General features: G+C 70.3%; 14 protein-coding genes. 6 read left to right on the plus strand and 8 right to left on the minus strand.

Annotation, left to right across the window (positions count from 1 at the left end; translation table 11 throughout):
* The 6 genes from OXN85_00380 to OXN85_00405 all read left to right on the plus strand — a co-directional run.
* A partial coding sequence (locus OXN85_00380; protein MCY3598416.1) for a M1 family aminopeptidase occupies nucleotides 1–588 on the plus strand: 588 nt, incomplete at its 5' end.
* Nucleotides 589–724: 136 nt separating this feature from the next.
* The gene (locus tag OXN85_00385; protein MCY3598417.1) at nucleotides 725–1,015 is read left to right on the plus strand and encodes a hypothetical protein; all 291 of its coding nucleotides are present in this window, start codon (nucleotides 725–727) and stop codon (nucleotides 1,013–1,015) included.
* Entirely contained in the window at nucleotides 1,012–1,947 is a 936-nt protein-coding gene (locus tag OXN85_00390) for an ABC transporter ATP-binding protein (protein MCY3598418.1), read from the plus strand. The genes OXN85_00385 and OXN85_00390 overlap by 4 nt, the downstream gene beginning before the upstream one ends.
* Nucleotides 1,944–2,777, plus strand: coding sequence for a hypothetical protein (locus tag OXN85_00395; protein MCY3598419.1), 834 nt, complete (start codon nucleotides 1,944–1,946; stop codon nucleotides 2,775–2,777). Before OXN85_00390 ends, OXN85_00395 begins: the two co-directional genes overlap by 4 nt.
* A 168-nt stretch (nucleotides 2,778–2,945) precedes the next feature.
* A complete protein-coding gene (locus tag OXN85_00400) occupies nucleotides 2,946–3,983 on the plus strand; it encodes a hypothetical protein (GenBank protein ID MCY3598420.1) in 1,038 nt (345 codons plus the stop codon).
* Nucleotides 3,973–5,745: a stage II sporulation protein M gene (locus tag OXN85_00405; protein ID MCY3598421.1), complete on the plus strand. Its 1,773-nt coding sequence runs from the start codon at nucleotides 3,973–3,975 to the stop codon at nucleotides 5,743–5,745. Before OXN85_00400 ends, OXN85_00405 begins: the two co-directional genes overlap by 11 nt.
* Here OXN85_00405 and OXN85_00410 read toward each other — a convergent pair.
* From OXN85_00410 to OXN85_00445, 8 genes are read right to left on the minus strand one after another with little or no spacing between them, the layout of a single operon-like run.
* Nucleotides 5,723–7,009, minus strand: coding sequence for a DUF58 domain-containing protein (locus tag OXN85_00410; GenBank protein MCY3598422.1), 1,287 nt, complete (start codon nucleotides 7,007–7,009; stop codon nucleotides 5,723–5,725). The genes OXN85_00405 and OXN85_00410 overlap by 23 nt on opposite strands.
* Nucleotides 7,010–7,041: 32 nt before the next feature.
* Entirely contained in the window at nucleotides 7,042–7,989 is a 948-nt protein-coding gene (locus OXN85_00415) for a MoxR family ATPase (GenBank protein MCY3598423.1), read from the minus strand.
* On the minus strand, nucleotides 7,986–9,206 hold the full coding sequence (locus OXN85_00420) for a DUF4350 domain-containing protein (GenBank protein ID MCY3598424.1): 1,221 nt from the start codon (nucleotides 9,204–9,206) through the stop codon (nucleotides 7,986–7,988). The genes OXN85_00415 and OXN85_00420 overlap by 4 nt, the downstream gene beginning before the upstream one ends.
* Nucleotides 9,203–9,895, minus strand: coding sequence for a hypothetical protein (locus OXN85_00425; GenBank protein MCY3598425.1), 693 nt, complete (start codon nucleotides 9,893–9,895; stop codon nucleotides 9,203–9,205). The genes OXN85_00420 and OXN85_00425 overlap by 4 nt, the downstream gene beginning before the upstream one ends.
* Nucleotides 9,892–10,791: a hypothetical protein gene (locus OXN85_00430; GenBank protein ID MCY3598426.1), complete on the minus strand. Its 900-nt coding sequence runs from the start codon at nucleotides 10,789–10,791 to the stop codon at nucleotides 9,892–9,894. Before OXN85_00430 ends, OXN85_00425 begins: the two co-directional genes overlap by 4 nt.
* 45 nt (nucleotides 10,792–10,836) lie before the next feature.
* Nucleotides 10,837–11,334: a DinB family protein gene (locus OXN85_00435; GenBank protein ID MCY3598427.1), complete on the minus strand. Its 498-nt coding sequence runs from the start codon at nucleotides 11,332–11,334 to the stop codon at nucleotides 10,837–10,839.
* A 2-nt stretch (nucleotides 11,335–11,336) separates the two neighbouring features.
* Nucleotides 11,337–12,731 carry a hypothetical protein gene (locus OXN85_00440; protein MCY3598428.1) on the minus strand — a complete coding sequence of 465 codons (1,395 nt, stop codon included), beginning with the start codon at nucleotides 12,729–12,731 and terminating at the stop codon, nucleotides 11,337–11,339.
* On the minus strand, nucleotides 12,728–13,330 hold the full coding sequence (locus OXN85_00445; protein MCY3598429.1) for a hypothetical protein: 603 nt from the start codon (nucleotides 13,328–13,330) through the stop codon (nucleotides 12,728–12,730). The genes OXN85_00440 and OXN85_00445 overlap by 4 nt, the downstream gene beginning before the upstream one ends.
* Nucleotides 13,331–13,443: the final 113 nt, after the last annotated feature.

Raw genomic sequence — 13,443 nt, forward strand, 5'->3', positions numbered from 1 at the left:
CCCGCCCAGATCGCGACGGACACGCGCCTCCCGAGCCACGCCGTGTACACGCCGGCCGACAGCATTCCGGAAGCGGACATCGGGGTTCTCGCTTACAACAAGCCGGCCGCGGTGCTCGTCCTGCTGCGCGAGGAGATCCTCGGGCCCGAGGTGTTCGACGAGGGCTTCCGGGAGTACATCCGGCGCTGGGCGTACAAGCACCCGCAGCCGGCCGACTTCATCCGCACGATGGAGGATGTGTCCGGGCACGACCTCGACTGGTTCTTCAGGGGCTGGATCTACGAGGACGCGATTCTCGACCAGGCGATCGCTTCCGTCACGCGTCTGGGGGATACGACACGGGTCGTGCTCGAGAATCGTGGAGGCATCCCGATGCCGCTCGAGGTGCGGATCCTCTACCGGGACGGCGAAGAGCAGCGATATGAGGTGCCGGTAGACGCGTGGCAGGTGGATGGCACCTATGTGCTGGCGGTGCCCGGCGGGCCGGTGCGCAACGTCCAGATCGACCCGGACGGCGTGATGCCCGACGTGAACCGCGGGAACAACGTGTGGGGAAGGGGCATTCTCGGCCGCCGGCCTCCCCGGTAGCGCCGCCGATTCGCGAGCACCCAGCAGCGCGGCTCTTTCCGCGGGCTGGCAGAGCGTGGCCTTACCGTCCTCGCGAAACCACAGCGCCGCGCCTTCCGTTCTGATGCCCCATGAAGCGCATGTACGGGGGTGAGACATGGAAGAGATGATCATCGCCATCGTCGCGATCTTCTTCACCATCGGCATCCCGGTTCTCGCGATGGCGACGCACTTCGCCCTGCGGCCGCTGGTGCGCGATCTGGCGGAAGCGCTCGGGCCGATGAGGCGGGACCGCGAGACGATCGCCCGGTTGGCGGAGCGGGTCGAGCGGCTTGAAGGCGAGAGCCGGGAGCGGGGCGAACTCCTGGATCAGCTCGCGGAAGCGGAACTGTTCCGGCGGCAACTGGAAGAGCGCGCCGGCGGTGGAACCACACAGGACGTCAAATGACGATCATCGAAACCGAAGGGCTGTCCAAGCGGTACGCAGCGCTGCGGGGGGACGGGACGCTCGCCGTCGACCGGCTTTCCGTGCAGGTCGAGGCGGGGCAGGTGTACGGTTTCCTGGGTCCTAACGGCAGCGGCAAGACGACGACGATCGGCATGCTCCTGGGGATCATCAACCCGACCGGCGGTTCCTTCCGGCTGTTCGGCGGGCAGACGCCCGCCGAGTTGCACGCCGCGCGCCAGCGGATCGGCGCGACGCTCGAGTACCCAAACTTCTATCCCTACCTGAGTTGCCGGGACAACCTGCGGGTCGTGGCCCGCGTGAAGGGGAGCGACGACGCGGACATCGCCGAGGTGCTCGACATCGTGGGCCTGGCCTCGCGCCGGAAGACGAAGTTCAAGGCGTGCTCGCTGGGCATGAAGCAGCGGCTCGCGCTGGCGGCCACGATGATCGGTGACCCGGAACTCATCATCCTCGACGAGCCGGCCAACGGGCTCGATCCGGCGGGGCAGCGGGAGATCCGCGACATCATCCGCGAACTCGCCAGCCGCGGGAAGACGATCTTCCTCTCGAGCCACATGCTGCACGAAGTCGAGCGCACCTGCACGCACGTTGCGATCATCGAGACCGGCCGCCTCGTCCGCGAGGGGAGCGTGGACGAACTCACCTCCGCCCGAGCGGTGGCCGCCGTGGGCGCCGATGGGGACATCGAGACGCTCCGGGACGCCGTGTCGGAGTTCGAGGGCGCCGGCCATACGCGGGTCGAGGACGGCCGCGTCCTGGTGCAGATCGGAGGCGCCGGGCTCTCCGAGTTGAACCGCTTTCTCGCCGGGCGGGGGATCTACGCCTCGCACCTGTCGCTGGAACGGCAATCGCTGGAGGACGCCTTCATGGAGATCACGGGCACGCCCGAGGGCTTTGGAGAGATCCAATGAGGGGCGCGCGGGCGTTCGGCGTGCTGTTGCGCAACGAGTGGTTCAAGGCGAGGAAACGGCTCGCCTTCTGGATCGCCCTCGGCTTCTACGCGTTCTTCACGGTAATGAACCACGCCCAGCCCTTCCTCGACCGCAGCGAGGGCTTCCGGCTCCCCGACATCTGGGCCGCCGTCTTCGGGGACGAGTCCACCATGGTGGTAATCTTCGCCGCGCTCACGCTCGTGCTGCTGTCGGCGACGGAGTTCGGCTGGCGAACCGCCCGGCAGAACGTGATCGACGGCCTCTCGAAGTCGCAGTGGTTCTGGGGCAAGTCGCTTCTGCTACCGCTGGTGGGGCTCGCCTTCATCGGCGTCCACGTGTTGATCCCGACGGTGCTCGCGCTGATTCGAACCGACTTCGGGACCGCCGGGGGGGCGCTCGTCCCGCTGTCCGTATTCCAGGCGGCCGGGGGGCTCGGGCTGGCCTTCCTGAGCGTGGCCGCGCTCGCCTTTCTCCTGTCGCTCGTGATCCGCAGGACCGGGGCGGCGCTGGCCGTATGGTTCCTCTGGATCGGCCCCATCGAGTCCGGGATGCTGCCCGCGCTCGTCCGCCGCTTCCTGCCGGACCACGCCGGCTGGCTCGAGTACCTGCCGTTTACGAACACCTTCCCGCTCCTGGATTTCCGCAACTACGATGCGGCGACCTACGAGCGCTACGCCACCGCCGTCGAGGCGGCGGGCCGGACGCCGTCCGCCGCCGTCGACCCCGCGTGGCACCTCCTAACCGCCGCCGCCTGGACGACGCTCCTCGTCGGCATCGCCTTCATCTCGTTCCGCCGCCGCGACCTCTGACCGCGGCCCTTGCGCCTGCAACACCGCGGTTCCAGCGTGGCGCCTCCAGCCTCAATGCACGGAGGTGCCGTGATGTGGAAACCGGCGTACCGATGGAAGCGCTACAACGAGTTGCTCCGTCTCTTCGGTGGTTCACGGGAGACGGGTAGCGAGACCTGACGCCAAGCCGTGTACAGCACCTGCATCTTCTGCAAGCGGCCGCTGGGATCCAACGAGGTCGTCGAGACCCTTCCGGTGGGGCGCCGGCTCGCGTTCGACCCGGCCAGGGGTCGGCTGTGGGTGGTGTGCCGGAGGTGCCGGCGCTGGAACCTGACGCCACTCGAGGAACGCTGGGAAGCCGTGGAGACGTGCGAACGCCTCTTCCGCGCCACGCCGCTCCGCGCGTCGACCGATCAGATCGGGCTCGCGCGCCATCGCGAAGGCCTGGAACTCGTCCGCATCGGGAAGCCGCCCCGCAGCGAGTTCGCCGCCTGGCGCTACGGCGACCTGTTCCGGCGGAGAATGCGGCAGTACGCCGTTGTAGCCCCCGTGGGAACGGCTGTCGGCCTGCTCATCCAGGCAAGCGTGCCGGCAGCGGCTTCGATCGGGCTTGTTGCGGTCTGGATGGCCTGGAGGTATCGCGGTACCACGGTAAAGACGTCGGTCAGTGGACGCGAGACCAGCGAGGGCCCGATGGATGCGGGCTCAGTCGTGAAGTTCAGTCCGATGGATGTTGGGACCATCCGCATGTTCCCCGCCGACGCGACGCCGGGATTTGTCGTCGACGTGATGAGGCGGGGCCGAAGCGCCCGTTTTGCCGGGGATGATGCCCGTCGCGTCGCTTCGGTGATCCTGCCGAAACTGAACGAGAACGGGGGTACGCGTCGGGCCGTTCAGGCTGCCGTAGCGGAGATCGAAGCGAGGGGTCACCCGGAACGTTACCTGGCGCATGCCGTGCCGGATAACGCGAGTCGCAACAACCGGGATGTTTCCGGATACGTAAGGAACATGCCGAAGCCCACGCGGCTCGCCTTGGAGATGGCGCTGCACGAGGAGCAGGAAAGGCGCGCGCTCGAGGGCGAGCTGTGGGTGCTGGAGCAGGCGTGGCGCGAGGCGGAGGAGATTGCGGCGATCGCGGACCGGCTGCTGCTCCCGGCCGGCACCGATGCCTTCTTCGAGAAGTACGGAACCGATCCGAAACCGGCATCGAGGTTGCATGATGGGTGACACGCGGGGGGGGCTTCACCGGCGGGTTTCGCTGGAGACGCCGGAGCACGTCAAGCTCGAGTACCAGCTTGCGGATCTGGGGTCGCGCGCGGCCGCGCTCGCCCTCGATCTGGCCATCATCGTGGCGGCCATCCTGCTCGTGGCGCTCGTCTTTCGGTACACGGGCGGGCTCGGACAGGCCGTGCTCTACATCGTCATCTTCTTCGCGACGTGGGGGTACTTCCTCTTCTTCGAAGCGGTGTGGGACGGACGCACGCCGGGGAAACGCGCCCTGGGGCTGCGGGTGCTGCACGACGGCGGGGAGCCCCTCTCCTTCCAGGGTTCGGTGCTCCGCAACCTGATCCGGATCGTGGATCTGCAGCCGGGGGTGACGGGGATGGCCGGGGCCGCGTCGATCCTCTTCAACCGCCGGGCGCAGCGCCTCGGAGACCTCGTCGCCGGCACGATCGTGGTCCGGGACACGGGAGGCGGCGAGATGTTCGGGGACGAGCCGCGGACGGCCGGTCGACCGGACCGCCCGCGACTCTCCGTCGAACAGTTCGCGCTGGTGTCGGGTTACGTCGCGCGGCGGGCCGGTCTGGAATCGGACGTCCGGAGCCGCGTGGCCGCCTCGATCTGGGATGCGGTGCGACCGACAATGGACCGGGACGGCATGGAGGGATTGGACTCCCCGGCGGCTCCCGATACGCGCCTCGTCCGGCTGCACGCGGAAGAAGCTCCACGACACGCGGCGCGCCAGGGCGGGGCGAGCCTGCAGGCCGCGGCGATGGCGCGCGAGCGGCGCGAGGCGTGGGCCGTCTACACGGACCTCGTGGAGAAGGGGCGCGCCGGCGGACTTGACCGGTTCAGCGAGGCGGAGGTGCGCGCGTTCGGGCGCCTGTATCGCGGCGTGACGGCGGACCTCGCGCGCGCGCGAACCTACGGCGCCTCGCCGGGGCTGCTGGAGGCGGTGGAACGATGGGCGGGGGCCGGACACAACCTCCTGTACCGCGCGAAGGGAAGGGCGGCGGTCCCCCTCGGACGGTGGATCGCACGTGAATTGCCGCGGGCGGTGCGGCGCCATCACCGGCCGGTGCTCCTCGCGGCCCTGCTGCTTTTCGGTCCCATGCTGGCCTCGTACGCGGCCGTCCGCGACCGTCCGGCGAGGGCGCGTGCGATCATGCCGGCGGAGATGCTGGCAAGAGCAGAAAGCACCGCTCGTGGCGACATCAACGCTTCCTACATCGATGTCGACGGCGCCGCGCGGCCGGCCCTGTCCTCGGTCCTCGTGACGAACAACGTGCAAGTGAGTTTCTTCGCGTTCGCGGGCGGGTTGCTCGCCGGCGCGGGCACGGTGTTGATCCTCGTCTTGAACGGCGTCATGCTCGGGGCCGGGTTCGGTCTGTATGCGAACAACGAGGTTCTGGGGGTGATTCTCGCCTTCGTCTTCCCGCACGGCGTGATGGAACTCACCGCCATCTGCCTGGCCGGCGGTGCGGGGCTGGGGCTCGGGTCGGCGCTCCTCGTGCCCGGACGGCGCACGCGTCGGGAGGCGCTGCGGGAGCGGGGCGGCGCCTTCCTCTCCCTCCTCGGCGGGTCGGTGCTCCTGCTGATCGTGGCGGGTCTCGTGGAGGGGTTCTACTCACCGTCCGGACTTCCGGCCGTGGCGAAATTCGCCTTCGGCGGCGCCACCGCGCTCTTGCTCGTGGCGTACTTCGGCTTCGCGGGCCGCGGTTCCGACGCCGGCCCGCGCGGGAAGGTCAGAGCAGCCCGCGCTCCTTGATCTCGACGTACTTGTCCAGGGTGCGCACGAGCGCGTCGCCGGGCGGCGTGTCCACGACGAGGATCCCCGACTGGCGCATGACCTGAAGCGTCGTCGCGCGCGCCTGCACGAGTTCCTCGGCGGCGGCGCGATGGAAGACCGCGGCTTCATCCGCCGCGGGCCGCGTCGCCGCCGCTTCGAGCGCAGGGTTGCGGATGGCGACGGCCAGCGGGAGGTGCGCGCGCCCGATCCGGGCGAGCGAGGTCACGAGCGCCTTCGAGACGGCTTCGTCGATTACGTCGCAGAAGAGGATGACGAGCGACCGTTTGCGGAACGTCCGGCCCAGCGTGGCGAGCGCGAGCGGGTAGTTGGGCTCGACCGGCCGCGTCTCCACGCCCGCGAAGATCCGGGCCAGCGCGGCCGGATCGGACCGGCGGGCCGGCGACAGATGCCGGATCTCGTCGTCGAATACGACGGTTCCGACGCGGTCCCCGAAGCTTCGCGCGCGGTTGGCGAGCATCATGCCTGCCGCCAGCGCGAAGTCCACCCGCTCCCGCTCCTCGAACCGCTCGCGCATGTGGCGGCCCGCGTCGATGGCGAGGACGACGTTCTGGCTGCGTTCCGCCTCGTAGTTGCGGACGACGAACCGCTGGCGCTTCGCCGACGCCTTCCAGTCGACGATGCGCGGGTCGTCCCCCTCCGCGTAGTCGCGCAGGCTCTCGAACTCGCGGCCGTCGCCCCACTGCCGGCTGCGGCGCGAACCGGCCGTGCGCAGGCCGCGCCGGAGCGCGTGGCCACTCCGGTCGCGCAGCAGGCTCCGGATCCCGGGTTGCACCTGCAGCGTGTGCGCCGCGTCCACCGTGGAACGCCGCCAAGCGAACCCCCACGGCGAGCGTGTACGGAGGTGGATCGCGCCCACTGCGAGAAACCCGCGCGTGCGCGGGCGCACCCGGTAGCCGGTGCGCACGACCGAAGCGGGGGGGACGTCCAGTCGCACGCCCGCCTCCCACGCATCGCTTCCATCGCGCCCGGGGAGGCGGCGGAGGGAGGGATCGAGATCGTCCGTCAGCCGGATGGAGAGCCGACGCTCCGCCGGGTTGCCCAACTCGATCGCGACCTCGGCGATCTCCCCGAGCGCCGCAATGCGCGGCGCCGTGCGGGAGGCCGATGGAGGCCGCGTCCGCCGGCCGTCGATCCAGACCAGGAGGAGGATGGCGGCGTCCGCCACCAGGGCGGCTGCCGCCGAGAACGTGAAAACGAACGAGGTCAGCCCCAGCAGCCACAATGTCCGCCCGCTCGGCACCACCGCGATGCGGACTATCGGGGCGCCTCCAGCGTCTCGAGGAGCGCCCGAAGTTCGTCGTCGGAAGAACGCCCCTCGACCTCCGCCTCGGCGGTCAGCACGACGCGGTGCCGGAGCACCGGGAACGAGAGCGACTTCACGTCGTCCGGCGTGACGAAGTCCCTGCCGTGCAGAAACGCCTCCGCCCTCGCGGCCTGGAAGAGGGCCACGCCGGCGCGGGGGCTCGCTCCGAGCGCGAATGCCTGGTCGTCCCGCGTCGCCCGCACGATCCCGGTCACGTAGCGCCGGATCCTCTCATCCATGTGGACGCCGTCCACCGCGTCGCGCGCCGCAAGGAGTGCCTCGCGCGTCAGCGGTTCGTCCATCGGATACGTGGTTTCGTCGTCGGCCCGGAACCCCGCCTCGTGGCGGTCGAGGATTGTCCGCTCTGCCTCCTCCGGCGGATAGTCGATCACGACCTTCATCAGAAAGCGGTCGACCTGCGCTTCGGGGAGGGGATAGGTCCCCTCGTACTCGACCGGATTCTGGGTGGCGAAGACCGTGAACGGCGCGGGCAGGGCGCGCGTGGCGCCGTCAACGGTGACCTGGCGCTCTTCCATCGCCTCCAGCAGCGCCGCCTGGGTCTTGGGCGGCGCGCGGTTGATTTCGTCGGCGAGCAAGAGATCGGTGAACACGGGCCCGGGCCGATAGCGGAAGTTCCGCTGCGTGTCGTCCAGTACGCTCACGCCGACGAGATCCGTGGGCATGAGATCGGGCGTGAACTGGACACGGCCGAAATCGAGCCCGAGCCCGCGGGCGAGGGCACGGACGGACAGCGTCTTGGCCGTCCCCGGCACGCCCTCGAGGAGCGCATGGCCCCGGGCGAGGAGCGTGATCATGAGCTGCCTCAGGACGGTCTCCTGACCCAGGATCACCTTCTCGATGTCGCCCAGCAGACGCAGCGCCGCGTCGTGCGTCGTCATGACTCCGCCCTTCGTCCGAGGTGGTCGTCGATTCCGGCGGCGACCATCGTCAGGTCCACCGGATCGGCGCGCAAGCCGCGCCGGATCCGGGCCAGAGCGGGCTGCTCTCCCCGCCGGGCCTCCAGCTCACGGATCATGGCCCGGGCCTCGGCGACGTCCCTCGGCGGAGGGCGCCGGGCGCCGCGGGCCAGCCGCGCCAGGAGGAGGAGAGCGGCCGTCCGCCGGGCCCGCGCTTTCTCGTACAGGTCGCCGAGCGCGGAGACGTGTTCGAGCGGCGACCTTCGTTCCCGGTCCGGCGGAGCAACGGCCGTCGTCGGGGCGCCGAAGCGCAGCCCCGCGCTCGCGAGCGCGAGGAACGCGGCGAGGAGGAGCTGCAAGAGCGTTCGCCCCTGGGCCGTGCCGAAGACGAACCCCGCCCAGCGCCTCGCCGTGCTCTCGTAGCCGCGGACGCCCTGGTGGAACTCGGCGAAGAAGATCGTGTCGGCGGGCGTCGTGTGGGTGAGTACGGCCCGCATGACGACGAGCGCCAGCGGGTCGTCGGCGACGCGACCGTTCGAGAGCGGCTCGGCATCGCTGAGGACGACGATGTGCCCCTCCCCGAAGGGCATGAGGCCGGCGCCGGTCCACCTCGGGTCCTCATCTCTCCCCAGGGTGAGCAACGGTTGCAGGGGGGGGACGGAGCGCGTGCCTTCGCCGAGTTCGCGGGACGTCATCCGCCGGAGCGCGCGGCGCGGAGCCATCGGCGCCGGCAGGCTGTCGGTCAGCGGGTGGGCGGCCCACTCCGGCTGCTCCAGGTCGCCCGGCCGGGGCACGCGGAACGCGAGCCCCAGGGAATCCATCAGCGGCGTGATCCTCAACGTGCTGGAGATGGCCGGAAACAGCCGCGGCGAATACACGAGGGTGCCTCCGCGGCGCACGCGCTCCAGGACGGCGTGGACCTCGACCGGGCTCGGCACGACATCGGGTGAGAGCAGCACGAGCGCCCCCGGGACCGGATCGGCGTCGGCCAGCGGCGTGAGCCGGGGCGCGGTCGCGCGGCTGAATCGTTCGAGCCCGCGAGCGAACGCGGCCACGCCGTCCGGTGTCGTGCGGAAGGAACTCCGCCTTACGTCGAGCGCCGTGCGTCCCGCCGGCCGGGCGAGATAAGCGGCGAGTCCCGCTCCCAGCGCGATCGCGCCCACCCACGCGAACGTCCTGAACCTGCCGGCGCCGCTCACGATGAATCGGACGCCTGGCTCGGCGCGGCTGTCGGGCACCCCGCGTCCCGCGCGAGATCCTCCAGAGCCGCGTAACTCGCCGACGTGGGCGTCTCCTGACCGAAGGAAAGGCCCTGGAAGTGATGGATGAAGTGGCGACCGGCGCCGGTTTCCATCTCGAGGGCGTAGTCCCCGGGCGTCTTCGACGGGTCGAACGCCACCGTGCCCTTCCCGTGGAGAGTGAGGAGGAATCCCTGGTACAGCGCGGTGGCCGCAGGCCGGAACTCTCCCTCACCCGCGCGCGTCCGGGCGAGGCCGAGCCACTCGCGCGCGGAGGTGGGCGCGCCATCGTCCTCCGGACCCTCGTCCCTCCTCTCCCGCACGCCCTGCACCCACTGCGGCCCGTGGCGCAGCGCCACCGCTCCCAGCGCGATGAGCGCCGCCAGGACGACGAGGACGGCCAGCACCTCCATGAGACCGCCTCCCTCTTCGAACAGGAAGCGGCGCAGCCAGTCCCACGCATCGGAGAGCGTGTTGGCGATCCATTCCCGGATCCGCTGCCGGAGAGGCAAGGGTGGGGAAACGAAGTCCGGCTGGGCGAGGATCTCCCGCAGCGCGTCGGACATCTCGCCCGGCGAGGGGAGGGGTGCGGCGGCGGACGACGGCTCCTGTCCGGCCGGGAAGCTGGCGGGACCGGGGAGTCGGGTCACTGTCCGTCCGTCGCCATCGCGGCCGCGGCCGTCTCCAGATCGGCGGCTTCCAGGCGCACTCGCCGATCATGGTAGAGGAGGAACAGCGTAGCCACCGCAAATGGCGTGATCAGCGACCCGAACAGCAGATCGAGCGTATTCTGCATCGCCATGACGCCCGCGCTGACGGTGCCCGCCGTGGCGGGCGACGTGAACATCTCGAAGCCTCCGGAGAGCGCGAAGATGCCGAGGGAGGGACCGTCGCGGATGATCAGCACGACGAGCATGATCCCGAGGACCCGGAGCCGGGCTCCCTTGCTGAGCTTCAGCGAGCGGCGTACCGCCTGCGCCGCTGTCCGCCCCTCCAGGAGGACGGCCGGAAAAATCGCGAAGGTGGTCCAGAACCAGAGCCCCAGGATCACGAGCGCGGCCGAGAGCCCGACGATTCCGAAGAAGACCGCCGCTCCGGTGGCGCTATCCGACACGGCGATCCCGACCCCCCCCAGAAGGATGAGCGGGATCGTGGCGAGCGCGCTTCCGAGGAAGACGGCGAGCAGGGCGAGCAGGTGCCCTCCGGCGGCGCTCGGGAAGGGCCGGAGCACCCCCCGGTACGCGTTCTCCAGCGACGCCGGGCGACCCTCCAGCCGTGCGCAGATGGCGACGGCGACGGCCAGCGTCGCGATCCACGAGAGGGCCGCCGCGGGCAGCAGGATCGCCAACTCGAACCCCATCTCGCCGAAGGCGGGGTTCCCCGAGGGATCGACCCCCGTGCTGGGTACCCCGACCGCGAGCCCCATGGCATAGCCGGGGAGAGAGCCCACGAGGGCGATGAGGAAGTAGAGTCCGAAGTCGCGCCGGTAGAACTGGATGGCGCCATCCAGTATCTCGCCGAACCCCAGGGGTCTCTGTGGTATCACGGACATCTCGGCCTCGCCGTTCGCGGTCGCTGGATCGGGTCCCCGCTACTCCAGAATCCGGTCCTCGATGATGTGGGTGGCCGTTTCCCATTCGTCCAGCGGCGCGCACCACTCGCGGTCACGGATGCGGCGCAGGTAGGTGATCTGCGCGAGGTGATAAAGATAGTGCTGGGCGATATGGAGGACGGTCGCCCCCAGCCGCAACGTCCTTTCTCCGTCCGGAGACGTACGTTCGGCCGCGAGCTCCGCGTCGCTCTCGCAGGCGTCCACCTCGGCGATGATCTGTTCCTGGATCGTACGCATGCGCGCGGCGATCTCCTCCGCCGAACCGGGGGCGTCTTCGTGGATTACGGGCACGATGCCGAGTTGCTTCAGGAACCAGACGTCCACGCGGTACATGTGGCGGCAGATCTTCCCGATCCCGCGCATCCCGTCCGCGGGCTGCCAGTCGAGATCCTCCCGCGATATCCCGTCGAGCACGGTGAACAGGGGTCTGCGCGCGGCCTCGAAGATCTCGATGGTGTGGGCGATCCTGGTCCTCATCCTTACGGGTTTCCTTTCGGTTGCAGTGCCTGGGCGATGAACTCGACCGCGCGGGGGATGGCCCCGGGAAGGGCGAGGAAATCGTGGCCGCCACCCTCGTAGATGAACGCCTCGAAATCGGGGGCGGTGCGGCCGAGAGCGGCCATCGTTCGCATCAGCGACTCCGCCTGACTCACGGGCACGACGAAATCCGACGTGCCGTGATGCACCTGGACCGCGGGGAGATCGTCCGCGAAGAGGACGGACGAGCGGCGCACGAGTTCGCGGCGCGCCTCGGAGGTGGACAGGGTGCCCCGGACGAGCGGCTGCACGACGGTGGAGTCGAGATGGATGAGACCGGGCAGATCCCAGGGGCCGTCGAGCGCGGTCTTCCGCGCAATCACCTTGATCCAGTCGTCGAAGAAGTCCGTCGGCCCGTAGAACGCCGCGATGCGCTCGACCCGCTCGTCCCGCACGCCCGCGAGCAGGGCGACGCCGGCCCCCCGGCTGCCACCGACGATGTGGATGGCGTCCGGCCGGGCCTCCGGCGTCGTCTCGAAGACGACGTTCGCGAGCGCGAGTGCGTCGTCGACATCGTAGTCCCAGTGACCCGAGGGGCCGTCGGACACCCAGCTCCGGCTCCCGTAGCGGAGCGGCTCGCTGCGGAATGAGGGGATCGCGTAGACGAACCGACGGCTCCGCTCAGCGAGGGCCAGCACCACGATATCGATGGCGTCGACCGACACGCCGCCGTCGCCCCCGTGAGTGTACATCAGCAGGGGCAGGGTCTCGGGCGCCGCGCCGTCCGGCACGATGATGGCGCCGAAGTGGCGGGCGCCCGCGACCACATGCGAGACGATCCGGAGTGTGGCGGTCGACTCGCCAAGCGCCAACTCTTCGGTCAGTTCGACCGAGACCCCGGCTGCGGAAATGTCGCGGCGGGCCCAGTCGGCCCGCACCGCCTCCACCTCCGTCGCCGTGGCGGGGGCGAACAGCGCATCGAGTTCCGCTTCCAGATCGACCGCTTCGGCACGGATCGTGGCGCTTGCCCGGCCGGCGGAGACCTCGAGGCGCTGCGGGCCGGGCGTGGCCCCGAGCGTCCACGACGTCGCCGCCTCGCCGGCGACGTCCGCCGTCGTCGAAGTCGGGTCCGCGATCCCGTGGCCGGCACCGGGCTGAAACGTGACGGCGGCGCCGGGAACGGGGCGTCCGTCGCCGTCGAGGACGCGGACCGCGATCGCTTCGGCCGGCGGGCGCCCGGGGACGCCTCGCTGGTCCGCCCCCGCCAGGACGACGATGGACGCCGGGCCGGTCTCGGCGGGCGCGACGGTGTCGGCCTCTCCGCAGGCGGCGGCAATGGCCGGGAGGAGCAGGACCGCCCAGCCCGGGCGACGTGCGGAGCGTCCGCCCCCCGTCATCCCGCGCCTCCGGCGGCGCAGGGATCGCGCTCGGGATTCAGGCGGACGCCGGCACCCGCGGCCGCGGCCGGCCAGGCGAGTTCGACGAGTTCCCCCTGATCGATTTCCTCGAACCCTCGCTCGGATCGCGCCAGCGTGACAATCCGCGTGCGCGACTCCCGAGGCGTACGTGACTCGCCCTCGATCACCATCGGCTCGACTCGCAGCGGGTGTGCGAGCGACAGCCGGGTGGCGATCAGGCTACCTTTGGGGAGGTCCGCCGCGCTCCAGTCGAGCGTCGCTTCGATCCTGCCGTCGCCCCGAATCTCCAGCGTCTTCTCAAGGCGGGGGAGGCCCGGTTCGGACTCGAGACGGAGACGGATGCGGCCGGACCCGGAGTCGGGTTCGACATCCGGCAGGCCGGCGAGCCGAAACGGGTGCGGTCGCCAATCCGCGATGAAGGTTCGTTCGCGAGAGGCCGCGCCGCCGGACGGTGCGAAGGCGATCTCCTGCAGCAATGCCAGGGGGGCGCCGTCCGGGACAGGTGCCGTCGGAGCTTCGGACTCACGGTCGTGGACCGAGGCGACGCCATCGTTCCGGGTGCGCGCCCCGTGGGTCATGCCTCCGTCGGCCTCGCGCGTCGTGCCGGAGGCCGCCGATGGATCCCGGTGGTAGGTCTCGTGATCTCCTCGTCGACCAGGTGCTCACGCACTCGTTCGTCGACGCCTTCATA

Origin of the sequence: Candidatus Palauibacter australiensis (genome assembly GCA_026705295.1) — a bacterium.
Taxonomy (GTDB): Bacteria; Gemmatimonadota; Gemmatimonadetes; order Palauibacterales; family Palauibacteraceae; genus Palauibacter; species Palauibacter australiensis.